The organism is Virgibacillus sp. JSM 102003 (assembly GCF_041949995.1).
Taxonomy (GTDB): domain Bacteria; phylum Bacillota; class Bacilli; order Bacillales; family Amphibacillaceae; genus Lentibacillus.
On record NZ_JBHFQH010000004.1, the window covers coordinates 138,771 to 162,156 of the forward strand.

Genomic DNA, 23,386 nt, shown 5'->3' on the forward strand with positions numbered 1-23,386 from the left:
AGTCTAAATATGCAAGTTAACAATTAATCGAGTTTATCATGAAGAAATGCATCGTTTTCCAAGTTAACTCTTAGTTGATAAAATTCACTATTTTCATCCAGTAAATTCTTCTCAATTATTTCCTGCGCGTCCTGCCTAGCCGTTTCCAAAGCACGATAATCATGAATCATATCTGCTACTTTGAAGTCTGGCAGACCACTTTGTTTTTTGCCAAAGAAGTCACCCGGACCCCGGAGCTTTAAGTCCTGCTCGGATAACTCAAACCCGTTATTGGTTTCAGTCATTATACGCATCCGTTCTTTTCCGACTTCTCCTTTTGGATCAGCAATTAATATACAGTAGCTTTGTTTATCTCCACGACCTACGCGTCCTCTAAGCTGATGTAACTGAGATAAACCAAAGCGCTCTGCATCATAAATAACCATTATTGTTGCATTTTGGACATTCACTCCCACTTCAACAACCGTTGTCGAGACCAATACTTGAATTTCATTTGCTGCAAATTGTTTCATGACCTCATCTTTTTCATCGGCTGTAAGTCGTCCATGCATAAGCCCAACTTTTAAAGAATTTGCATAAAATCCCTGTAATTGATGAAAAAGGTCAACGGCATTTTGAATATCCATCTTGTCCGACTCTTCAATTAACGGACAAATAACATAGGCTTGTTCACCTTGATTAACACGTTTTTCAATGAACCCTAGTACTCGGTCAAGTGTATTTTCTTTTGTCCAGTATGTTTCAATTTCTTTTCTGCCTGATGGCATTTCATCAATTACAGAGACATCCATGTCCCCAAAGGCAGTAATTGCTAATGTGCGTGGGATTGGGGTAGCTGTCATAAATAAAACATCAGGATTTAACCCCTTATCACGTAGTGTACGACGTTGCTTAACCCCAAACCGATGCTGCTCATCAACAATGGCAAAACCAAGATCATCGAAGAAAACATCATCCTGAATTAATGCATGAGTCCCGATAACAATATTTACCTCATGTCTTTCAATAGCAGCTGCCATCTCTTTTCTTTTTTTCCCTTTTACAGACCCGGTTAGTAGTACGATTGACGCTCTATCACCGAATAATGCTGTAAGTGATTGATAGTGCTGCTCAGCCAATATTTCTGTTGGTACCATTAATGCTCCTTGTTTACCTGCAGTTATTGCAGCATATAGGCAAATTGCAGCTACTGCTGTTTTCCCAGAACCAACATCACCTTGTAAAAGACGATTCATTCGATAGGGGGACTTCATATCTGCCAGTATTTGGTTCAATGATTTTTGCTGCGCATTGGTTAGTGAAAATGGAAAGGTACCGATAAATTCCTGAAGTTGCGTCGCATCATAGTGCTGCGCATTACCTTTTGTTGCTTCTCGCTTAACTTTTCTTAATAACTGCATTCTTAGCTGAAATAAAAGAAATTCTTCATATGTAAATCGCCGTCTTGCATGTTTTAAATCAATTCTATTTTCAGGAAAATGCATTGTCCTTATCGCACTTTGTCGGTCTGGAAGTTTATAAGTGTCCAAATAATAAGCAGGTAAAATTTCAGTAACTTCCGCTGCATAATCATTGATTGCAGTCTGTATCGTTTTCTTTATTTTATAATTAGTAACGTCACCTTTTAGCGAGTACATGGGCTGAATCGCTGTCTGCTCAGATGCAGGACCTTTTTTATAATTATTGACAGTGATTTGCAATCGATGTGCATCCCACTTACCAGTTAAAGTGATTGTGACCCCTGCATTAATTTGTTTTTTAGCAAATGCACGATTAAACATAACAGCTTTTATAGCTACATTCTCTACTTCAACATTAAAAGTTAACCGGGATTTTTTCTTTCCATAAAAAGTAAGAGAAGGCTCGTTGACTGCCATTCCCTCAATTGTCACTTTATCTTCATGAATTAATTCGCTAAGAGGTTTTATTTCAAATACATCATATCGGTTGGGAAAATAATACAGCAAATCTTCCACAGTATGAATATTCATCTCTGCCAGACTTGCTGCAAAATTATCACCCACCCCTTTTAATTGCATTGTTGGTTCGCTTAGCACGTTAATCACTCTTTCTAAACGGACATGCCGAATATTTTCTCTTTTAACAGGCGTCCTGTAGGGGTATCTGCAAGTCCGCCTTCACCCGTCTCACGCAGGCTTGATGGCATTTGCTTACCAATACGGTACATGGCACCAATCACTTCGTCGCACGGGATTCTGCTCGTAACACCAGCTAAGGCCATATCCGCTGATACAATTGCAAGAGAAGATCCTCCTGCATTTCGTTTCACACAAGGCACTTCAACTAGTCCCGCTACTGGATCACAAACAAGACCAAGCATATTTTTCAGTGTCATGGCGAATGCTTCAGCCGATTGCTGCGGGGTCCCACCGGCCATCTCAACAATAGCAGCAGAAGCCATTGCTCCAGCTGAACCTACTTCTGCCTGACATCCGCCGGCAGCTCCTGAAATAAATGAATTATTCGCTACTACAAATCCAAATGCTCCAGATGTAAAAAGATAACGTATCATTTGTTCACGCGTCGGATTTAACTGATTTTTAACAGCAAACAATGTCCCCGGCACACATCCAGCACTTCCCGCAGTAGGTGTTGCACAAATTGTTCCCATTGCAGCATTCACTTCATTGGTGCCCATAGCCTTACTGACAGCATCCATTAATAGATTTCCTGACAGTGGTGTTTTTTCCTTCATATAATTTTGGATTAAAACTGCATCTCCGCCAGTTAACCCAGTAACCGATTCAACACCTTTCAGGCTGTCTTCAACAGCCTTTTCCATCACTTCCAAGTTCCTTTCCATTTCGGAAAAAACTTCTTCTCGTGATTTATCTTTAACTTCCATCTCTTGACGGATCATAATTTCTGATATTAATGTATTTTCCTTTTCTGCCATTTCTACTAATTCTGCAGCATTACGAAACATATGATAAAAACTCCTCTCTTAGGCGTTTAGCTGACTATTTTGGAAATCTGAATAATATGATCAGCACTCTCTAATTCTTTTAAAATAGTATCTTCCACATTTTGGTCGACTTCAATAACCATCAAAGCTTCCTTTCCAACATCTTTGCGATTCACTTCCATATGTCCAATATTAATCTCATGTTTAGCTAAAATTTTCGTTACAGATGCAATAGCACCATAGCGATCATTATGCATGATTAGAATTGCCGGGTGATTACCTGATAAACGTAATTCAAAACCATTTAATTCAGTGATTTCTACTTTTCCACCACCAATAGATATACCTACAAGTTCAATCTGTTCTGTATCATTTCCAATAATAAGCCGTGCGGTATTGGGATGGTCAACACCAGCACTATCCTCAATAAACTGAACATCAATATTTTTCTCTTTTGCAGTATCCAATGCTTGATTCATTCGCGTATCATCTGTTTCGTACCCTAATAATCCACCAACTAAAGCAAAATCTGTTCCGTGTCCTTTATATGTTTTAGCAAATGATTCATATAAATGAATTCTTGCCCATTTTGGCTCTTCACCGAATAAGTTACGTGCAGCTTTCCCGATTCTTGCTGCACCTGCTGTATGTGAACTGGAAGGACCAATCATAACTGGTCCGATAATATCAAAGACTGAATTATACTTCACGATCAACACCGCCCCAAGTAAATTTCGTTCCACTGTTAATTATAACAAAAACCCATCTAATAATCATCCAGGCCCTTAAATCAAACCTTCTCATACACTTGATTGACTTTTATTGCAGTGGAACATATAATAATTATTTGTGGATTATACATGATACGTGTATTCAGATAACTATTGAACACACTATATATAGTCGGGTGGGAGAGGGACAGTTAGAAAAATTTGAGGAGATTAAATGCCTTATAATAACATCACTGGTTTAGAAGCTACTAATGCAAAATGGCGAACCGAAATTATTGCCGGCTTAGTTGGCTATCTTACTACAGTATATATTGTTGCTGTTAACGGTTCAATACTAAGTGAGGCAGGAATTTCACTTGAGGCTGGAATGCTTGCAACCATATTGGCAAGTTTTGTTGGAACAGTTCTTATGGGACTTTTTGCAAAACTTCCATTAATTCTGATTCCTGGAATGGGGATTAATGCTTTGTTTGCATATTCCATTGTCGAAGGTGCGGGGCTAACATTTCAGGAAGGATTAGCAGTTGTATTCATTGCATCTGTCCTGTTTATCATCACTGCGTTTAGTCGCTTGGGTATCTTGTTAAAAGAGGCAATTCCCGGATCACTAAAGCATGCAATTACTGGAGGGCTTGGCTTTTTCCTAATCTTAATAGGATTAGAAAAGAGTGAACTGGTCGTCAGTGGTACAAACACCATTGTTGCTATCGGTGATTTCACTTCACCTACTGTCATCGTAAGTTTATTAACATTATTTATTGCGATATTTTTATTTATTAAGAATGTCCCAGCAAATTTTTTAATTACGATGATCAGCGGTACCGGTTTAGCGTATTTCTTTGGTATTCTCGACACTGGGAAAAGTACGGTAAATGTTAATATGAATGAAATGTTGTTTATACCTTCATTTACTGCAGTTGATGAGCTTGCCTTTTGGCTGTCGATCTTCCCACTAGCAATGATACTCATTTTCGAAAACATGGGACTCTTGTATGGGCAGCTTCACATGTTGAAGCGAGATAACAGTTATAAAAAAGCATATCAGGTAACTGCATTCTCATCGCTTACTTGCGCATTTTTTGGTACTTCACCAACTGTATCAGCAGCGGAGAATGCGGCTGTGATAGCATCAAATGGCAGGTCGAGAAAAGCTGCTGTGACAGCAGGATTACTATTTTTAGCAACAATCTTTATTATTCCATGGATATCCATGATTCCAAATGCAGCAATTAGCCCAATTTTAATTATTGTAGGCGTGTTAATGGCGCAGAATATCAGACACGTTCCATTAGATGATTTATCAGAAGCTTTGCCAGCATTTCTAATCATCGCACTAATCCCCTTTACTTATAGTATAGCGGATGGGATGGCATTCGGTTTTATTGCATATCCGATTGTTAAGCTTGCATTAGGTAAACAAAAAGAACTATCTGTTACGTTAATTGTTATCTCAACCTTGTTCCTGTTTGACTTTATTATAAAAATTTCAGGAATCTAAAATATGCAGTTCAATTTTGCAGTACAAAACACAACTTGTACCCCTTAATTGAACTGCTATTTTTTATGGAACTTAATCGCATTTTATTTATTAGCGGACACAGGAGACGCTATTTCGATTAAAAGGTGACCTTTTCGAACTTACCCGGACACAGAAGCCCTTATTTTACATATATCATGGTTAATAGGGGCCATTTGTGCTAAATAAGGTCCCTGGTGTCCGCAAAGACAGTCATTTTCGTGGATTTGTGCCAAATAAAGGCTCTGGTGTCCACAAAACCTGAAAGAGTACTATGGAATAAATTTAAACACCATAAAAGAGCATTAAATTGTTATACAATTCAATGCCCTTATGCTAAAGGTTTCTATTTGTAATCCACAAGAAACGTAACTTATCTATTCTACTGAAAAAATAAACGAATAAATCGGCTGGTTTCCATTGTGTATTTCAATTTCCACATCTTCATATGTCTCTTCTATATACTTCTCAATTAATTCTACTTCTTCATCACTAGCATCTTCACCTTGTAGAATTGTGAGGATCTCATCATCTTCTGTAATCATTTCATTCAGCAATAGTTTAACCGTTTCTATTTTATCCTGATTCGATCCTTTAATCTTACCATCTGCTATCCCCATAAAATGATCCTTTTCAATTGTAATACCATCAATTTGCGTATCACGTACAGCATATGTAACTTGACCCGTTTTAACCTGGGTACTTGCATCTTCCATTGCCTCTTTGTTTTTCTTTATGGCACTATCTGGGTGAAAGGTAAGCAATGCACTTATCCCTTGTGGAATTGTCTTGGTAGGGACAACTTCCGCATTGACTTCTGCTAATTCCGCTGCCTGCTCAGCAGCCATTACAATATTCTTATTATTTGGCAATATAAGTACATTTTTAGCATTTGCTTTTTCAATTGCATTTGTAATATCCTGTGTACTTGGATTCATCGTCTGCCCACCTTCAATTACAATAGACGCTCCAAGACTTTCGAATAATGAGGTTAATCCAGATCCCATCGCAACGGTTACAATTGCATAGTCAGCTTGTGCTTTTGCAGCAGGTTCTGTATCTTGGGCACCCACAATTGCCGTATGCTGCTCACGCATGTTTTCGATTTTCATATTAATTAAGCTGCCGAAACGTTGACCAAGTGTCATTACTGTTCCTGGGTATTCTGCATGAACATGAACTTTTGCAATTTCATCATCGGCTACAACAAGAAGTGAATCACCATGCTCACTTAGCTCATTACGGAATGTTTCCTCATCAAACGGGTTTTCACTTAATTTTTCTTCTTCAAACTTGACCATAAACTCCGTACAGTAACCAAATTCAATTTCAGATGTATCCATGAAATCCTGTGCGATTTTATGATGCTCGGCATTTACCATTTTCTCCATTTCAGCTTCATCTGTTTCCTGTTCCGGCAATTCTTCACCTTTTAAAGCAGCAAGAAATCCCTCGTAAATTGTCAAAAGACCCTGTCCACCAGAATCTACAACGCCGACTTCTTTAAGTACAGGTAAGAGATCAGGTGTACGTTTCAATGACGCCTTTGCTTCTTTAATCACTTTTTCCATTAAAGCGATTACATCAGTTTCTGTTTTAGCTTCATTAATTGCTACTTTTGCAGCATCTTTAGCAACTGTTAAAATTGTTCCTTCAACAGGTTTCATGACAGCTTTGTAGGCAGTATCTACTCCACTATCAAATGCATTAGCTAAATCTTTGGATGTCACGGTTTCTTTATTTTCCAGTCCTCTTGCAAATCCTCGGAATAACTGGGATAAAATAACACCAGAGTTACCTCTAGCACCCATAAGCAATCCTTTTGCAAATGCATTAGCAATTTCCGACACATTTTCACTATTAATTTTCTTTACTTCACTTGCCCCCGACGTCATAGACAAATTCATGTTAGTCCCAGTATCTCCATCAGGAACCGGGAAAACATTTAATGCATCTATTTTCTGGGCATTATTCGATAAATGGTGTGCTCCAGAGAGAACCATTTGCGTAAACGTTAGGCCATTCAACGTTTGTACCTTCACAATTCTTCCTCCTCCAAAAAACAAAAGCGTAAAACGTTTCTAGATAGTCTTGTAACTGATCTTTTCAAGTTTATAGACGCAGTTCAATAAAATCGGGTGAAAATGACGCATCGAAATTCGTTGTTAGCCAAACTTTAAAAGTGCAGGTCATTGCTAACATCGCCGACTCGCCATTTTTCATCCCCCCTATTTGCTCAACCAAATAGAGACAACACTAAAAAAGTAAGTATAATTGATTATACTGGTGATACCATACACGCTGTTGTTTTGTTTTCCAAATTTATTGTTTTTTAATATATCAGAGTCTAGAGTTTAATCTTTTGCCACCCGGACACCTTGTATATAAATATTTACCGAGTCAATTGCCAGTCCTAATGATTTATTTAACGTATATTTAACTTGTGATTGAACATTATGTGCTACTTCCGAAATCTTTGTACCATAACTAACAATAATATACATATCAATATGGAGATGATTTTCTTCCTGTCTCACAATAACACCTTTTGAAAAATTTTCTTTTCTCAGAATTTCAGCTATTCCATCTCTGATCTGGCTTTTCGATGCCATACCAACAATTCCATAACACTCTACAGCTGCCCCACCTGCAATCGTTGATATAACATCATTCGTAATCGTCACTTGACCATCATTTGTATTAAGTTCAATGGACATTAATTATCCTCCTTTAATACCCAATCTTTATAAGGATATTTTACTACAACCACATATATTTTAAAAGCTTCAGACACACTTGTGTAAAATATTATCCCCTATAACAATGGATGAATTATTCTGTTCTGTCAAGATATTTTTCTTTATATAATTTTCAATAACAATTGCATTCTAGCGCTACATGTGATAAATTAATTAAGTAATTATATGACACATGTCAGAGTAGGAGGGATTACCATGGCTAGAAAATGTGTTGTTACTGGACGTAAAACTCGCAGTGGAAACCAACGCTCTCACGCTATGAATTCCAACAAACGTAATTGGAAGGCTAATGTGCAAAAAGTTCGTATTATGGTAGATGGCAAACCTAAACGTGTTTACGTATCTACTCGTGCCCTTAAATCCGGTAAAGTAGAGCGCGTATAAATATACCTGAGATTAGAACAACCGAACATTAGTTAATAGCTTAAAAGCATCCATTAATTTGGATGCTTTTTTACTTTGGCTCTTTCCGTAAGTTTTGTTGCTTTTTTTTTCATAGTACTTTAAATTCGCAACTTCGCATCTAAATAAGCTCAAACAGCTATCTTTGATAAACTCAGAGCATTTTTAACAATATTGATAAAAGTTTTTTGTACACATAAGATATATAATGCGACACATTATTAAAATAATTTATGTGCGATGACATCGCTCCGGAAATACACTACGCTTTCCGTGGGCGGCTGATGAGCCTCCTTGCTCCTACGTCGCTGCGTAGTCTCATCTAGGCGCAAGCTCCCACAGGAGTCTCCGTGTATTTCCTCCGCTGGATTGTGTATTACAATTCTTAAAATAAACAAATGTTGTTGTGATGGGTAAAAAACCTTTAAATTATTTAAATTACAACTCCAAGAAACGGCAGTTCTTTATAAATTCAACTGCAGGAAAATACTCACTTTCACTGACCCCGATACCAAGGTGGCATCTGCTCAATCTGACGTTTTTACAGCACGGGCACCCTCGTGACGCTAAGAGCGCTTCTTCCGGGGTCTTTATGTACGTACTGTGTTCCCTATGGCTAAGAGGCAATGTCACGATAAGGATTGATTAATTTACAGGATATAGAGAGAGCAACACCCAGCGTAGGAAATACATGGAGACTCCTGCGGCAACAGCAACAGCTGAAGATCCCGCAGGAAGCGGTTCTTGCTTCCGAGGAAGCTGAAGCGTTGCCCGCGGAAAGCGGAATGTATTTCCGAAGCAGTGTCATAGCACTCAGCTTTTTTTCTAGGTTACGTCGCATCATACATCAAATACGTACCGTCGATCTAAGGTCAACTCAAGTAATGTATCTTCAGCCTTTCTTAATCCTTCAAGGTTTATGCGTTCATTTTACGCTGCGAAAGTTGAACAAACCCCAATGTAAAGTTAAAAAACAATTTAAGTGCTATATTACGCATACCTTAGGGCAATGCTTAGCAAGTTATCCTTGGTTTACTTCGGAGTTTGTATCAATTACGTTATGATTTCATTACTTTGATAAAATTTTTTCAGAACAGACCTAGCGCTTTTGTTTCTTAACCTTGTCCACAAAAAAATAAGCTTCTGTCAATAGTATTGACAAAAGCTAGTATCCCCTACTTATCTTTTTTAAAAGTACCAATGACAACTCGAACAAATCCGCCGATAAACCTTGGGAGTTTAATAGTATAAAATTTCATGAGTTCTCCGCCTCCTCTGTATATTAGAAAACTTGACTTTCGCCAAGCTTTATGGAGAAAGCCTTAGGTGCATTTATGCAGGAAGCAAAGTTTCATTCTTCTCTTCCTGACAAACAAAGCTTACATTGGAATCGTATCTGACAAAGCATCACGACTCTTTATTATTAATAGTATGCCTTCCTTATACGAAAAAGTACCATAATTTGAAAGAAGCTTGTTTGATATACAGAGAGTCGACCCCCACTTGATCGACTGATTTTCCAATGGGTAATAAAACCCAGTCAGTGTCAACCCTTCTACATACTGAGTATACGGAATAAAAGAGATGTTTGGGTAATTTTTATTTTGAGTAATTTTATAATTGCCTGGAAAGGTTAACTCAAGCTGATTTTGATTATCAGCAATAACTCCTTGAATATCCCGATCCACTATGGAGTAAAGTAATTGAATATTAATTAAAGCATGATCAAGACGGCCACCGGTTACACCGAATAGATAAATTTTTTCTGGTAGTAATTCATACGCCTTAGTGAGCGCTATTTCCAAATCAGTTTGATCCTTTTCGGATGGATGCACTTCATAAGAATTAGCATATTCCTGAACAGTGGCTTTTTCTTTATCATTTATAGAATCAAAGTCACCTACAGCATAATCAAGCGGCAATTTATTTTCTGCTAGGGTTAATGCGCCTCGATCAGCTCCAATCCATACATCAACCACATCCTTATATTCCGAAAGATCAGGAAGTAATTCTGTTGGACCGTTCCCCATTATTGCAACATATACCATAACATTATTTCGCCTTCTCAATTGAATTGGTAATCTGATCTATTGCCTGCTGTCTATTAGCTTGTTTAAAGATTGCACTGCCAGCGACTAAAACATCCGCACCTGCATCAGTACATAGTTTTGCAGTGTTACGGTTAACACCACCATCAACTTCTATTTCAAAAGAAAGTTTAAATTTATTTCTCCATTCAGCAACTTGCTCAATTTTTTGTACAGCGTGATGAATAAATGATTGTCCACCAAATCCAGGATTCACGGTCATGATCAAAACCATGTCAACTTCATGTAAAATATCCTTCAGCATCTCCACTGGAGTAGCAGGATTCAATACTACACCTGCTTTCACGCCGTTGTCTTTAATTAACTGAATTGTACTGTGCAAATGTCTGCTTGCCTCCTGATGAACTGTTATTATTGAAGCTCCAGCTTCGGCAAACATCGGAATATAGGTATCAGGGTTTTCGATCATTAAGTGAACATCTAGTGGTAATTTTGTTTTTGGTTTTATAGCTTCAACTATTAATGGACCAATTGTAATGTTTGGAACAAAATGACCGTCCATTACATCAACATGGATATAATCCGCCCCGCCTTGTTCAACATCTTGTACTTCGTTCCCCAATTTTGAAAAGTCTGCTGATAAGATTGAAGGTGCTATTTTTACCATATTTAATACCTCGGCTTTCTTGAAATAATTTCATTTAAAAAACTTATATAATGCTCATAGCGCATAGCTGAAATCTCACCATTTTCTACAGCTTGTTTCACAGCACATTTTGGTTCTTTATTATGCAAACAACCACGAAATTTACAATAAGGTTTTTGCTCACTTATTTCTGGAAAACATTCATCTAATTCATTCGCTTCAACTTCATTAAAATCCAGTGTACTAAATCCCGGTGTATCAGCTACAAGCCCATCAAAAACTTCTACCAATTCAACATGTCTTGTCGTATGCTTTCCTCTTCCAAGACTTTTAGAGATATCGTCTGTCTTTAATTGCAGTAATGGATTAATCGCATTTAAAAAGGAAGATTTTCCTACGCCTGACTGACCGGCAATAACAGATACATTCTTATAAAAGTAGCTTTCAAAATTGCTTAATTCACTTAAATTTTCTTTTGAAGAAAGCAGTTCTACCTGATAACCTATTTGTCTGTATTCACTAACATAGCTATCAATAACTTGCTTTTGTTTTTCAGGGATAATATCCTTCTTGGTAATAAATAAAATTGGCTTAATCCGCTTTGATTCAATTAAGACCAGAAACCGATCTAGTAACAATGGATTAAAATCCGGCATAGTGGCAGAACTTACAAGAATCGCTTGATCTATGTTTGCTACCGGGGGTCGAACGAGCTCATTCTTTCTTGGTTTTATCTCCAGCACATAGCCCTCATCGGGGTTGTTTTTATCAAAGACGACAAAATCGCCAACAAGAGGTGTAATATTTTTTTTACGAAAAACACCTCTTCCCCTGCATTGGTGCACTTCACCTTCAGACTTCACATAATAAAATCCGCTTATTGCTTTTATAATTCTGCCTTCTGCCATTTACTCACCTTCTACATCTTCATATCGAATTGATTTGTCTTTAAAGAGCGTTCCATCACGGTAAACCTTATATTGTGCAATATTATCCGGGCTTATTGTAAGTGTTATATTATATTCCTTATCTTCCGTTATCAATTCATCTATTTCCACATCTGATATATTACGATTAGCATCACCGATGTAAATTTTTACACTCTGTTTTACTGGTTCCTCCTGGTTTTCTGACCCCTGACTTTCGGGATTATAAGGAACAGTAAATGTTATAGAATGGTTTTTAGGCGGTTTTTCCTTAGCACCTTTCGAAATAAACAACTTAACAGTTTCACCTTTCTCCATTTCGGTACCGGTCGCAGGGTCCTGTCGAATAACTTCGCCCTCAGATACTGTTTCTGAATACTCTTCTTTTATATCAGCCGACAGACCTTGGTCTTCTATTGCAGCTATTGCTTGTTGCTCTGTCAATCCTTCAAAGTTATTCAAAGAAATTGGTCTCGGCCCTTTACTTACTTCAAAGACTACTTTTGTTTCACTTGGCACAACTTCTGTGCCTTGTGATGGTTGTTGACCAATAATCTCTCCAGAATCATTTTCAGTAAATTTTTCACGTTTTTCAATAGTATAGCCTTTATTTTCCAGGAGAGATTTAACCTGGTTATAGTCATCTCCAACATGATCACCAAATGCAACTTTTTCCTTTCCTTGACTAACAAATATTGTTACGGACGACTCTTCCTTCACTGTACTTCCGGACTCTGGATTTGTTTTGATGACATTATCCTCTTCAACATCCTCTGAGTACATTAATTCTCGCTTTGTATCCAAGTTAAGATCTCTAAGCTCTGTCAATGCTTCAGCATATTCCATGTTTTTTACATCAGGAATGACAACATCTTTCGGCTGCAGCAAATTAGAAAAAATGAAAAAGGCTGCTATACCAAGTCCAAGTAAGACAAATAAAATGATGGAAAAAATAAGCCATTTTTTCTTTCGTTTCCGATTGCCTTTTTTTGAATCAGGTTTATTATCATTTTTTTTAAAATTTTTCGTACTCTCGTTTGCTGAATGGACCATTGTATCATCATGCACATTATCCTGAAGCTGATTATCAGTTATGATAGGAATTGCCTTTGTTTCTTCTCCTGCTTCATTAGGCGGGACATACTTTTCCTCATCAATTCTATCCGGATCTAGTGCAGTTTCTAGTCCATCTTCTAGTTCATATACCGTATCATATCGATGAAAAGGATCCTTAGCAGTTGCTTTAAGTACAATATTTTCAACGCTTTGCGGTACATCGGGGTTAAACCTTTTTACAGATGGTGTATCGTTTTGCAAATGCTTCAATGCTATTGAAACTGGTGACTGCCCAGAAAATGGTAAGCGTCCTGTTAATAGTTCAAATAATACAATACCTAGTGAATATACATCGGATTTCTTAGTTGCCATACCTCCACGTGCCTGTTCTGGCGACAGATAATGAACAGATCCAAGAATTGAATTCGTCTGTGTCAATGATGTTGCACTTAATGCCACGGCAATGCCAAAGTCAGTTACTTTTACCCGTCCATAAGAATCGATCAGTATGTTTTGGGGCTTAATATCCCGGTGAACAATATCATTAGCATGTGCATGTGAAATTGCTGCGGTTACTTGTTTCATAATATCCAATGCTTCTTGTACGTCTATCGGACCATAGCGTTGTATGTATTCTTTGAGTGTCATCCCGTCCACATATTCCATAACCATATATAAAATATGATCTTCTTCACCTACATCATATATATTTACGACATTTGGATGTGAAAGGCTTGTCGCTGACTGGGCCTCACGGTCAAAACGGGCAATAAACTCTTCATCATTTGCGTAATCCAGGCGTAATACTTTAACGGCCACATCACGATTCAAAATAACATCATTTGCTAGATAAACGTTGGCCATCCCACCGCCGCCAATAGTTTCACCAATCTGGTAACGATCATTTAACAGGTGACCTTTTAACACTATGACTCACCTTCTTTCTCTGTTAAATCATGGTGTATAATTACAAGGGAGATATTATCCTCTCCACCCCGTTCATTTGCAAGTTGAATCATTTCTTCGCCTGATGTTTTGATATCCTGTTCCATTTGAGTGTACTGCGAAAGTTCATCATCTGTCACCTTATTCGTTAATCCGTCAGAACATAGCAATAGTTTATTCCCATATTCCCAGCCAATCGATATTGTGTCAGCTGTGATATTTGTTTCAGTTCCCAATGCTTTTAATAACACATTTTTACGTGGGTGCTGATCGGCATCATCTTTACTGATTTGACCTGAACGCACTAGCTCATTAACCAATGAATGATCATCCGTTAATTGCTTAAATCCACCTTCGTTTAATATGTAGCAGCGGCTATCTCCGACATGTGATACAGTTGCAAAATCATCTGTACAAATTGCTATAACTGCAGTTGTCCCCATACCCTGACACTCTTCCTTGGTATTTGCCTGTTCAAAAATGGTATTGTTTATTTCCTTTACTGTAGCTGATAGCCATATTTCGGCCTCTTCAGGAGAACTTAACAGCTTACATTCCTGCCATTTTTTCTGAATAACCGATGCTGCTATTTGACTTGCAACGTCACCAGCTTGATGCCCCCCCATGCCGTCAGCCACAATTGCCAGCATTTGATTCTCTTGATTATAAAAGACTCCCCCGGAATCCTCATTGTGGTTTCTGATCTGACCCTTATCAGTAAGAAATTGTCCTTTCATCCTATCACCCCATAAAGCAGTGCTATTATGTAATAGCAAGTTAATTTGATTCAACCTTCTTAAGTCTAGTTAGAAAAAAGCCATCTGTGTTAAATGTTTGTGGATATATCTGCAAGCCAATTTCTGTATGCCCTGGTGATCCTGTTATCATTTTTGGTAACTCATCAAACAAGGATGTATCTAAGATGAAACCGGAATTTTTCTCTAAAAAGGTCTTGACAACATCTTCATTTTCTTTTTTATCTACTGTACAGGTGCTGTAGATTAACAGACCACCCTTTTTTAACAGTGGTGCTATATGTTCCAGTATATCATGTTGTATTTTCGATAAATGATAAATATCTTCTTCTTTTTTATTATATTTTATGTCAGGTTTACCTCGGATAACACCTAGCCCAGAACACGGTGCGTCAACAAGGATCCTGTCAAAACTTTCATTTCCATGTTGCTCCTGTAATTTTCTTGCATCACCTTGCTTGGCATCAATTATCGTCAAATCCAACAGATCAGCTCTGTCTTCAATTAGTTTTGTCTTTTTAGCATGCAAGTCATACGCATCAATTGATCCTTGGTTTTTCATTTTTTCTGCAATATGTGTCACTTTCCCGCCTGGTGCACTGCAAGCATCCAATACTTCCATTCCAGGCTTCGCTTGGAGCATTTCTGCAATAAGCATGGAGGTTTGATCCTGGATTGTTAAATAACCTTCTGAAAATAACGTTGTCTTTAATACATTCCCTTTATCGATTATAATTCCCTGACTGGAAAATTCGGATTCTCGTACTTCAAACCCAAGCTCAGCAAGTTCGTTCATTGCCTTTTGCCGCGTTATTTTTAGAGGCTGTACACGTACAGATAATGCCTTTCTCTCAAGGTTAGCGTAGCACATATCCCTTGTAATTTCATTTCCATACATCGAAATCCAACGTTCTACAAGCCATTCGGGATGACTTGTTTCAATTGAAATACGCTTAGCAGTACTTTCTATTGTAGACGTATCAGGTACTCCCTTTCGCTGAATACTTCTAAGAACACCATTAACAAATGAAGCAATCCCTTTATGCCCTCTTGCTTTGGCGATTTCAACGGCTTCATGAATAACTGCATGATCCGGTACTTTATTTAAAAATGTCATCTGATATACAGACATTCGGAGGACCATTCGGACCCAAGGCTGAATTTTCTTCTTTTTGTCAATAAACGCTTCTAAATAGTAATCCAATGTTAGCTTGCGTTGAATGGTACCATAGACGACTTCCGTTAAAAGCGCCTCATCTTTAGGTGCAATCTTTCGGGATTTTATTTCATTATTAATTAATAAATGACTATATCCACTGTCCTGCTCAATTCGTAACAGCAAGTCAACGATAGCTGTTCTTACTTGATAATCGCTCATTTAACCACCCATTTTAATGCCTGTCTTTATACGATCAGCTGATCCCTGAAGGTATTGTTTGACGGTCATCCGTTTTTTTCCTGCCGGCTGAATTTCAGTTATTCGAATTCCTTTTTGATTACCACACACTACAACAAAAGCTTCATTTTCGATAATACAAACAATTTCTCCCGGGGATCCTTTATATTCTTTATTATCCGGTTCTCCCCACCAAATTTTCATTACATCACCCTGGTATGTCGTAAAAGCAACTGGCCATGGATTCAAGCCTCGAATCTGGTTATAAACAACATCATTACTATTATTCCAATCAATTTTTTCCTGTTCTCGCTTAATGTTTGTCGCAAATGTTGCTTCTGCTTCGTTCTGTTTGGCTGGAATTAAGCTTTGATCGAATAATCGCGGCAATGTATCAATTAATAATCTTGCCCCTGTTCTGGACAACTTTTCATGCATTGTTCCAACATTGTCAACTGTTGTAATTGGTTCCGTTCGCTGTGTTAGGATGTCACCTGCATCAAGCTTCTCAGCCATGTACATAATTGTGATACCAGTCTCTTCTTTACCTTGTAAAATAGCGTGGTGGATAGGAGCACCACCTCTTAATTCAGGTAATAATGAGGCATGTACATTTATACAGCCAAATTCAGGTGCTTCCAGCAATTGATTCGGTAAGAGTTGTCCATATGCTGCAGTTACAATTAAATCAGGCTCATAGGCAAGTATTTTCATATACTCATTTCTTAATTTTTCAGGTTGAAATACGGGGATTTCATGTTTTTTAGCTTCTGCTTTAACTGGTGTTGGTGTTATTACTTTCTTTCTTCCTTTAGGACGGTCTGGTTGTGTCACAACTAATACGATTTCATACTCCGCCTGTACTAGTGACTGTAGAATTGGTACTGAAAAATCAGGTGTACCCATAAAAACTATTTTTTTCATCAGCCAGTACTCCTTTCTACATCAATTGATATGGTTGCATATCTACTGTTATCAAAAGATCATTTTTTCGGACTTCATCATCAAATTGACGAATAATTTTTCTTATTAATGTTCGCAAATTCGGTTCACTCTTGTATTTTATCATGCATTGATAGCGATATCTATCTTTCATACGTGCGATTGGAGATGGCGTTGGACCTAAGACAACTGTCTCCTCATTACTGATTTTGCTTAGAAGCAACTGAACAATTTTCTGTGCTGTCTGAACAACTGTGACATGATTCTGATGTGAGACAGTTATTAATGCAAGAAATACATAAGGCGGATATTGAAATGTCTTTCGCGTACTCATTTCATTTTTATAAAATTCCATGAAATCATAATTACTTGCAAGTTCAATACTATAATGCTCAGGTGTATAGGTTTGGATTATTACTTCACCCGGCAAATCGTGCCTGCCTGCCCGGCCACTCACTTGAGTCAACAGTTGAAACGTCTTTTCAGCGGAACGAAAGTCCGGTAGATGCAACATGGAATCAGCTGTTAACACGCCAACTAACGTTACATTTTCAAAATCAAGGCCTTTGGCAATCATCTGTGTACCTAACAATATATCCGCTTCTTTACTGGCAAACTGATTTAGTATTTTTTCGTGTGATCCTTTTCTTCTGGTTGTATCGACATCCATCCTGACTACTCGTGCCTCTGGAATCAACTGTGTTAATGACTCTTCAATCCGTTGCGTTCCGGTTCCAAAAAAACGGATTAAGTCACTTTTGCACGAAGGACAGCTTGTAGGCATCGGCTCTTCATATGAACAATAATGGCACTTTAATTGTCTGCTGTTTTTATGGTATGTAAGGGCAATATCACAATGCGGGCATTCATTCACATGACCACAGTCTCGACACATAACAAACGTGGAATACCCTCTTCTGTTTAATAATAGTACAATTTGTTCCCCGCGTTGTATGCGTTGCTCTATATTTTCTTTTAAACTTCTCGAAAACATAGACCGATTTCCTTCGTGGAGTTCATTTCGCATATCAACAATATTAACCTTAGGCATTTCTTTTTCATTCGTCCGTTTCGATAATGTAGCTAGCTTATATACACCCTTTAGTGCACGAGCATATGATTCTAGCGTTGGTGTTGCACTGCCCAATATAACCGGACACCGGTGATTCTCACCGCGGTAAATAGCAACATCGCGTGCATGATAGCGTGGCTGGTCCTCCTGTTTATAGCTATTCTCATGCTCTTCATCAATAATTATAATTCCCAGATTTTCAAAAGGAGCAAATATAGCTGATCTTGCACCAACAACAACTTGTACTTCTTTTCGATGAATACGACGCCACTCGTCATATTTTTCTCCGCTTGATAGCGCACTATGTAATACTGCTACGTTTGATCCAAATCTTCCTTTGAATCGTTTCACCATCTGGGGGGTTAGTGAAATTTCCGGTACAAGTACAATGGCTTCCTGTCCTTTTTCAATTACATCCTGAATCGCCTGCAAATAGATTTCAGTCTTGCCGCTTCCTGTTACACCATGTACAAGAAAAACATTATGCATCTCCTCTTTAATATGTTGTTTTATTGGGGTTATTGTCTCTTGCTGCTGATCTGTTAATGTCAATGCAGTTGTCTGTTCGAACGATTTATCGTCATACGGGTTACGGTAAATCTCTTTCTTTGTTGAAGTTAGGAGGTCTTTATCCAGCAAAGTCTTAACGGTAGAACTAGTTGTATTAAACTTCTTGGTTAACACACGTTGTTCTATTTCCTGTTGGTTATCGATAAAAAAGGCAAGCAGCTCTTTTTGTTTTTTGGCATTTTTGGATAAATCCTGAATTGCTTCTTCCAAAAGGTGTGGTTCACGATTAGGTGCAATCATCGTGACATGTTTTTTGGTTACTTTTGACTTAACCAGATAATTAACAACAACATCTCCATCCTGTACCGCCTTTTGAATTTGTGAATAGCTAACTACGGAGCCTGCTAGCTCTTCATAAGCCACGAAGTCACGTCCTGCGAAAAAGGATTCCAGTTCATCCGACAAAGGACCGTCTGTCACCCGCTCTAACTCTTTTTTATATTGTGCTTTCATAACCTGCGGCAGCATGGCCTGAAATGCAGTAATATATAAGCTTAATGTCTGGTTTGCAAGCCACTTACCCAAGCCTAATAACTCGTCTGTAAGAACCGGCGTTAGATCGAGCACATCACTAATATTCTTTAATTTATCAAAAGATGATTCACTTGTTCGTTCAACTACAAACCCCATGATCTTCCTTGGTCCAAATGGTACAATAACACGCATTCCTACCTTAAGAATTTCCTGAAATTGCTCTGGAATCTTATAATCAAACGTTTGATTTATGGAACTGGCAGGAACATCTACAATCACCTTAGCTATATTCACTTCACTTCATCCTTCATATCACGATCAATAAAAGCCAATAACTGATTGGCGACTTCATATTTTGATGTTAAAGAAATCTCCTCTGGTTGCCGTGAATTGTTTACATACGTGACGATATTTGTATCCCCTCCAAATCCTGCTCCATCAACCGAAACATCATTTATGACAATAGCATCCAGGTGTTTTTTCTGTAACTTTTTTATACCATGCTGGAGCGGATTAGATGTTTCGGCTGCAAATCCAACTAGAAATTGATTCTGTTTAGCATCACCGAGGGATTGAAGGATGTCTTTTGTCCGTACCATTTCAACCTCCCAGTCACTAGACTGCTTTTTCATTTTTTCATCATAAATTTGTTTTGGACGATAATCAGCTACTGCTGCCGCTTTAATCACAATATCATTAGCTTGAAATTGCTGATGCATTGTCTCAAACATTTCTTGAGCAGTTGTTACGTCGATTCTAGTAATATTTCTATTGGAGGTCTCAAGATTTACAGCACCCGCGACAAGTGTAACTTCTGCCCCCATATTCGCAGCAGCTTCAGCAATGGCAAAACCCATCTTTCCAGATGATCTGTTGGTAAAAAAACGAACAGGATCAACCTTTTCTTGAGTAGGACCAGCTGAAACCAATACTTTTTTACCTGAAAATAATCCATTACTTTTCTGGTGTTCTGCGACAGCATCGATAATACTTTCCGGTTCTTCCAAACGCCCTTTACCAACATACCCACATGCAAGATAGCCTGCACCAGGTTCGATAAAATGGTATCCCCATTCGTCCAACTGTTTCATATTTTTGATTACTGCAGGATGCGCGTACATATGAACGTTCATAGCTGGAGCTATATAAACGCTTGCCTGAGTCGCAAGTAAAGTAGTTGAAAGCATATCATCAGCCATACCATTAGCCATTTTGCCAATCATATTAGCTGTTGCCGGAGCCATTATCGCAATGTCCGCCCAATCAGCTACATCAATATGAGCTATTTTAGCAGGATCTTTCTCATCAAATGTATCTGTATAAACAGGGTTTCTAGATAATGCCTGAAATGTTAATGGTGATACGAACTTTGTCGCGCTTTCTGTCATCATCACTTTAACATTTGCACCTTGCTGTGTTAGTTTACTCGTTAATGCACACGCTTTATATACTGCAATACCTCCTGAAACTCCTAAAAGTATATTTTTATTTTTTACCATACTTGCCCCCCTTACCTTAACCAAAGAAATATCCCCGGTTATAAATAATAACTGCCTACCATGAATTGATATTCCCTATCAGTCTTAGATAATTTATACAATTCTCTTATATGCCAAACAAAACCCCCGCAATTGGCTGATTAGCGAGGGTCGTTGTGATTACTTACTATCTTCTTCTTCTTTTACAAATAACTTTTCTGCGAGAATTTCTTCAAGTGCAACCCCAACAAGCTTATGTGATTTTGGGTTTTCAATTAACATATTTTTCGCATGACGCATTTCTCTTGCCCGCCTTGCAGATAACGTTACCAGGGTATACTTAGACTTAATCTTCTCCTGCAGTTCATCAATTGATGGCTCTAACATCATTTCATTTCATCCTCCAATAACTGTTTATATTGCTTTGCAATACGATCTCGTTTACAGTGCTCACTTTGAATGATTGACTGTATTTTTGAAACTGCTGATTCGACATGATCATTTACAACAACATAGTTATACGCGTCCATCAATTCAATTTCTTTCCGTGCTTCACGTAATCGCTGCAAAACTAATTCCTTAGACTCTGTTCCACGACTGACAATTCGGTTCTTCAATTCTTCCAAACTAGGAGGAAAAAGAAAAATAAACACACCCTCAGGAAAGTTCTCTTTCACCTGCAAAGCCCCTTGGACTTCAATTTCTAGAAAAACGTCGTGACCAGCCGCTAGTGTGTCTTCAACATATTTTCTAGGAGTCCCATAATAATTATTAACAAATTGAGCATATTCTAACAGCTGGTTCTTTTCAATCAGCGTTTCAAACGCCTCTTTTGACTTATAAAAGTAATCAACGCCCTCTGTTTCACCAGCCCGCTTTTCCCTTGTTGTCATGGAAATAGAATATTTTAAGTCATTTGCTTTTGCAAAAAGCTCTCGTCTAACCGTTCCTTTTCCTACACCTGATGGACCGGATAGAATAAATAATATACCCTTTTCATCAATCAAAATAGTTCCTCCTAGTCATTCATCTGAAATTTCTTCATGACTTAAAACACGTTGTCCAACAGTTTCAGGCTGAACAGCAGATAAAACAACATAATCACTATCTGTAATGATTACTGCTCTTGTACGTCGTCCATAAGTCGCATCTACCAGTTTATTATTATCACGTGCAACTGTTATAATGCGTTTTATCGGTGCCGATTCCGGTGAGACAATCGAAATAATCCGATTGGCAGAAACGACATTCCCGAATCCTATATTAATTAATCGTAAGCTCAAAATTGCTCCCCCTTAAGTATACTATCATTAGTAGCATGCTAATTATAAAAATATTTTTTCTATGATATAGTTCGTTTCTCTCTATATAATACGACTATTATAAGGAAAATGGAATGCAAAATTCAAATGTTTACTCTATATTTTGAATTTGTTCTTTAATTTTCTCTATTTCACTCTTCAATGAAACAATCCATACGCCGATTTTAGCATCGGTGGATTTCGATCCGACAGTATTTGCTTCCCTGTGCATTTCCTGCATAATAAAATCCAGTTTACGTCCAATCGCATCATCTAGTTCTATTGTCTCAAAAAAATGATCAATATGACTCTGAAGCCTTGTAATTTCTTCCGTTATATCACCCTTTTCGGCCAGAAGCGCAATTTCCTGATGCATACGCGTCTGATCAATTACATCATTTTCACCAAGATAGTTGTAAATTCGAGACCGGATACGGTCACGATATTCCTCAATCACACTTTCACGACGAGTTTGCAGATGGGAAACTGTTTCTTGAATACTAAGCATTCTACTACGTATATCCTTTAGCAGGAAAGCCCCCTCTTCTTTTCGCATCAACAGTAATTGTTCGCATGCATGCTCCGTACTTGTTGTAATTAAATTTTTTAGTTCATCGGAGTAATCCTCCGACTCCTGAACAGAAAATAGATCTGGAATTTCCGGTATGATAGTAGCTGGAATTTCTCCAGCTAAGTTATATCGTGCCTTGGCACTTTTAATTTGTTCTATGTACTTATCCATCAAATCCCAGTCAGTATAAAGTTCTTTTTGAACAAGTCCATCTCCCTGAACATTTATATATACTTCCATTCTGCCTCGTTGAAAATACGATTGAAGTGTTCGCTTAATTTTATCCTCCAGAAACAATAAAGAACGGGGAATTTTCGCAGTGAAATCCAAAAAACGGTGATTCACACTCCGTATCTCAACCGTCACAGTCGTATTACCAAGGTGAAATACATCCTGACCGTACCCCGTCATACTCATAACCATATTTATCACATCCATTAAATTAGAAACACTATATTTCATAATTATAACAGTCCTTTACTAAAAAATAAAAAGCCTTCTATTAAATTGCTGAATGAATCAGTTTTGAAGTATCAAACTAGTTGGAATAAAATTGATATTGATGATTGTATGGGAATATGCCCGCCTTCTGGGGACACCTCTTTTATCCCTCTCTTCAGTATAGTCATAATAAAATCTGAACTAGATTCAAAATTCTTGAAATAGAATTCCAATTAGTTTGGATTTATTTTTGTTGCTGATTAGATATAAAATGCGACGTAGATTTTTGCTGTTTTCCCTATTTTTAATAAAGGCTGAGTGCTTCGATACGTTCCAGCAGAATACTTCGCTTTCCATGGGCACGACCTCAGCCTCCTCAGAAGCAAAGAACGCTTCTTCCAGGGTCTTCAGAACGTGCTGTTCCCATAGGA

21 protein-coding genes are annotated in these 23,386 nt (G+C 37.9%); 2 read left to right on the plus strand and 19 right to left on the minus strand.

Annotated elements, in window-relative coordinates:
• Positions 1 to 23: 23 nt before the first annotated feature.
• Genes recG through sdaAB form a run of 3 tightly spaced genes read right to left on the minus strand, consistent with a single transcriptional unit; the run spans position 24 to position 3,636 of the window.
• Complete coding sequence (gene recG / locus ACE1TG_RS06125; protein ID WP_375051481.1) at positions 24 to 2,057, minus strand: ATP-dependent DNA helicase RecG; 2,034 nt, start codon at positions 2,055 to 2,057, stop codon at positions 24 to 26.
• Positions 2,058 to 2,071: 14 nt separating this feature from the next.
• On the minus strand, positions 2,072 to 2,947 hold the full coding sequence (sdaAA, locus tag ACE1TG_RS06130) for an L-serine ammonia-lyase, iron-sulfur-dependent, subunit alpha (RefSeq protein ID WP_375051482.1): 876 nt from the start codon (positions 2,945 to 2,947) through the stop codon (positions 2,072 to 2,074).
• 26 nt (positions 2,948 to 2,973) lie between these two features.
• Positions 2,974 to 3,636: an L-serine ammonia-lyase, iron-sulfur-dependent subunit beta gene (gene sdaAB / locus ACE1TG_RS06135; RefSeq protein WP_375051483.1), complete on the minus strand. Its 663-nt coding sequence runs from the start codon at positions 3,634 to 3,636 to the stop codon at positions 2,974 to 2,976.
• Positions 3,637 to 3,871: 235 nt separating this feature from the next.
• On the opposite strand from sdaAB, the gene ACE1TG_RS06140 reads away from it, so the two are divergent.
• Positions 3,872 to 5,155, plus strand: a complete 1,284-nt coding sequence (locus ACE1TG_RS06140) for an NCS2 family permease (RefSeq protein WP_375051484.1) — start codon at positions 3,872 to 3,874, stop codon at positions 5,153 to 5,155.
• A gap of 395 nt (positions 5,156 to 5,550) precedes the next feature.
• Here ACE1TG_RS06140 and ACE1TG_RS06145 read toward each other — a convergent pair whose 3' ends face one another.
• On the minus strand, positions 5,551 to 7,215 hold the full coding sequence (locus ACE1TG_RS06145; RefSeq protein WP_375051485.1) for a DAK2 domain-containing protein: 1,665 nt from the start codon (positions 7,213 to 7,215) through the stop codon (positions 5,551 to 5,553).
• Positions 7,216 to 7,527: 312 nt separating this feature from the next.
• A complete protein-coding gene (locus tag ACE1TG_RS06150; RefSeq protein WP_375051486.1) occupies positions 7,528 to 7,890 on the minus strand; it encodes an Asp23/Gls24 family envelope stress response protein in 363 nt (120 codons plus the stop codon).
• Positions 7,891 to 8,127: 237 nt separating this feature from the next.
• Between ACE1TG_RS06150 and rpmB the strand changes: the two genes are divergently transcribed.
• A complete protein-coding gene (rpmB, locus tag ACE1TG_RS06155) occupies positions 8,128 to 8,316 on the plus strand; it encodes a 50S ribosomal protein L28 (protein WP_092492992.1) in 189 nt (62 codons plus the stop codon).
• A 1,193-nt stretch (positions 8,317 to 9,509) separates the two neighbouring features.
• On the opposite strand, the gene spoVM is transcribed toward rpmB, so the two are convergent.
• The 14 genes from spoVM to ACE1TG_RS06225 form a co-directional block, all read right to left on the minus strand.
• Positions 9,510 to 9,593 (minus strand): stage V sporulation protein SpoVM, encoded by an 84-nt coding sequence (spoVM, locus tag ACE1TG_RS06160; protein ID WP_164670369.1) that lies wholly within the window; start codon positions 9,591 to 9,593, stop codon positions 9,510 to 9,512.
• Between the two features lie 120 nt (positions 9,594 to 9,713).
• A complete protein-coding gene (locus ACE1TG_RS06165) occupies positions 9,714 to 10,382 on the minus strand; it encodes a thiamine diphosphokinase (protein WP_375051487.1) in 669 nt (222 codons plus the stop codon).
• Between the two features lie 4 nt (positions 10,383 to 10,386).
• Positions 10,387 to 11,049: a ribulose-phosphate 3-epimerase gene (gene rpe, locus ACE1TG_RS06170; protein ID WP_375051488.1), complete on the minus strand. Its 663-nt coding sequence runs from the start codon at positions 11,047 to 11,049 to the stop codon at positions 10,387 to 10,389.
• 2 nt (positions 11,050 to 11,051) lie between these two features.
• Positions 11,052 to 11,936 (minus strand): ribosome small subunit-dependent GTPase A, encoded by an 885-nt coding sequence (gene rsgA, locus ACE1TG_RS06175; protein WP_375051489.1) that lies wholly within the window; start codon positions 11,934 to 11,936, stop codon positions 11,052 to 11,054.
• Positions 11,937 to 13,937 (minus strand): Stk1 family PASTA domain-containing Ser/Thr kinase, encoded by a 2,001-nt coding sequence (gene pknB, locus ACE1TG_RS06180; protein WP_375051490.1) that lies wholly within the window; start codon positions 13,935 to 13,937, stop codon positions 11,937 to 11,939.
• Positions 13,937 to 14,692, minus strand: coding sequence for a Stp1/IreP family PP2C-type Ser/Thr phosphatase (locus tag ACE1TG_RS06185; RefSeq protein ID WP_375051491.1), 756 nt, complete (start codon positions 14,690 to 14,692; stop codon positions 13,937 to 13,939). The genes pknB and ACE1TG_RS06185 overlap by 1 nt, the downstream gene beginning before the upstream one ends.
• A gap of 40 nt (positions 14,693 to 14,732) precedes the next feature.
• Positions 14,733 to 16,088 carry a 16S rRNA (cytosine(967)-C(5))-methyltransferase RsmB gene (gene rsmB, locus ACE1TG_RS06190; protein ID WP_375051492.1) on the minus strand — a complete coding sequence of 452 codons (1,356 nt, stop codon included), beginning with the start codon at positions 16,086 to 16,088 and terminating at the stop codon, positions 14,733 to 14,735.
• Positions 16,089 to 17,030 (minus strand): methionyl-tRNA formyltransferase, encoded by a 942-nt coding sequence (gene fmt / locus ACE1TG_RS06195; protein ID WP_375051493.1) that lies wholly within the window; start codon positions 17,028 to 17,030, stop codon positions 16,089 to 16,091.
• 16 nt (positions 17,031 to 17,046) lie between these two features.
• A complete protein-coding gene (gene priA / locus ACE1TG_RS06200) occupies positions 17,047 to 19,458 on the minus strand; it encodes a primosomal protein N' (protein ID WP_375051494.1) in 2,412 nt (803 codons plus the stop codon).
• Positions 19,455 to 20,663 carry a bifunctional phosphopantothenoylcysteine decarboxylase/phosphopantothenate--cysteine ligase CoaBC gene (gene coaBC, locus ACE1TG_RS06205; RefSeq protein ID WP_375051495.1) on the minus strand — a complete coding sequence of 403 codons (1,209 nt, stop codon included), beginning with the start codon at positions 20,661 to 20,663 and terminating at the stop codon, positions 19,455 to 19,457. The genes priA and coaBC overlap by 4 nt, the downstream gene beginning before the upstream one ends.
• A gap of 159 nt (positions 20,664 to 20,822) precedes the next feature.
• Positions 20,823 to 21,032, minus strand: a complete 210-nt coding sequence (gene rpoZ / locus ACE1TG_RS06210; RefSeq protein WP_375051496.1) for a DNA-directed RNA polymerase subunit omega — start codon at positions 21,030 to 21,032, stop codon at positions 20,823 to 20,825.
• On the minus strand, positions 21,029 to 21,649 hold the full coding sequence (gmk, locus tag ACE1TG_RS06215) for a guanylate kinase (RefSeq protein WP_375051497.1): 621 nt from the start codon (positions 21,647 to 21,649) through the stop codon (positions 21,029 to 21,031). The genes rpoZ and gmk overlap by 4 nt, the downstream gene beginning before the upstream one ends.
• 15 nt (positions 21,650 to 21,664) lie before the next feature.
• Positions 21,665 to 21,925: an extracellular matrix/biofilm regulator RemA gene (gene remA, locus ACE1TG_RS06220; protein ID WP_092493004.1), complete on the minus strand. Its 261-nt coding sequence runs from the start codon at positions 21,923 to 21,925 to the stop codon at positions 21,665 to 21,667.
• Positions 21,926 to 22,055: 130 nt separating this feature from the next.
• Positions 22,056 to 22,976, minus strand: coding sequence for a YicC/YloC family endoribonuclease (locus tag ACE1TG_RS06225; protein ID WP_375051498.1), 921 nt, complete (start codon positions 22,974 to 22,976; stop codon positions 22,056 to 22,058).
• Between the last annotated feature and the right edge of the window lie 410 nt (positions 22,977 to 23,386).

Bases quoted from the DNA above. Each gene is read 5' to 3' on its own strand.
- sdaAA (WP_375051482.1), bottom strand. From the start codon at position 2,947: ATGTTTCGTAATGCTGCAGAATTAGTAGAAATGGCAGAAAAGGAAAAT.
- ACE1TG_RS06140 (WP_375051484.1), top strand. From the start codon at position 3,872: ATGCCTTATAATAACATCACTGGTTTAGAAGCTACTAATGCAAAATGG.
- ACE1TG_RS06150 (WP_375051486.1), bottom strand. From the start codon at position 7,890: ATGTCCATTGAACTTAATACAAATGATGGTCAAGTGACGATTACGAAT.
- rpmB (WP_092492992.1), top strand. From the start codon at position 8,128: ATGGCTAGAAAATGTGTTGTTACTGGACGTAAAACTCGCAGTGGAAAC.
- spoVM (WP_164670369.1), bottom strand. From the start codon at position 9,593: ATGAAATTTTATACTATTAAACTCCCAAGGTTTATCGGCGGATTTGTT.
- ACE1TG_RS06165 (WP_375051487.1), bottom strand. From the start codon at position 10,382: ATGGTATATGTTGCAATAATGGGGAACGGTCCAACAGAATTACTTCCT.
- rpe (WP_375051488.1), bottom strand. From the start codon at position 11,049: ATGGTAAAAATAGCACCTTCAATCTTATCAGCAGACTTTTCAAAATTG.
- rsgA (WP_375051489.1), bottom strand. From the start codon at position 11,936: ATGGCAGAAGGCAGAATTATAAAAGCAATAAGCGGATTTTATTATGTG.
- ACE1TG_RS06185 (WP_375051491.1), bottom strand. From the start codon at position 14,692: ATGAAAGGACAATTTCTTACTGATAAGGGTCAGATCAGAAACCACAAT.
- rsmB (WP_375051492.1), bottom strand. From the start codon at position 16,088: ATGAGCGATTATCAAGTAAGAACAGCTATCGTTGACTTGCTGTTACGA.
- fmt (WP_375051493.1), bottom strand. From the start codon at position 17,030: ATGAAAAAAATAGTTTTTATGGGTACACCTGATTTTTCAGTACCAATT.
- coaBC (WP_375051495.1), bottom strand. From the start codon at position 20,663: ATGGTAAAAAATAAAAATATACTTTTAGGAGTTTCAGGAGGTATTGCA.
- rpoZ (WP_375051496.1), bottom strand. From the start codon at position 21,032: ATGATGTTAGAGCCATCAATTGATGAACTGCAGGAGAAGATTAAGTCT.
- ACE1TG_RS06225 (WP_375051498.1), bottom strand. From the start codon at position 22,976: ATGAAATATAGTGTTTCTAATTTAATGGATGTGATAAATATGGTTATG.